Annotated in this window: 1 pseudogene; it reads right to left on the minus strand. The window is 43.3% G+C overall.

Features of this window, described 5'->3' with window-relative positions:
• Window positions 1-167 precede the first annotated feature (167 nt).
• A pseudogene (locus A3766_RS31005) lies at window positions 168-434 on the minus strand (hypothetical protein); the annotation flags it as partial.

Genomic DNA, 434 nt, shown 5'->3' on the forward strand with positions numbered 1-434 from the left:
TATGTAATAGCGTGATATATATGAGAGAGGACGATCGCTTCAAGAAGCACTCTACATTAGCCAATACTACACCGGCCGACACTAAGCACATAATAAATTAACAGACTCCAGACTTACAGCCTGAATACCGTTCTCACGACAATTCAGAGATTTGAACATGAGATTGTCTATGAAGACAGGAAACGCTGATAGGATTCACCAAATCCACGCCAGCCCTGTAGCCCGCCAGTATGAACAGCTAATACTCGCGCTCCCGCCTGGATTCTTCCTTGATGAATATACTCCGCCAGCCCATACATCATCTTTCCTGTATAAACAGGGTCTAGAACCAACCCATGCTCATCATAAACATCAGAAATAAATTCCGTCAGACGACTATTGATTTTGGCAAAGCCACCGAAATGATAGTGATGACATATTCTCCAAGGGTTAAC

The organism is Oleiphilus sp. HI0132, assembly GCF_001635845.1.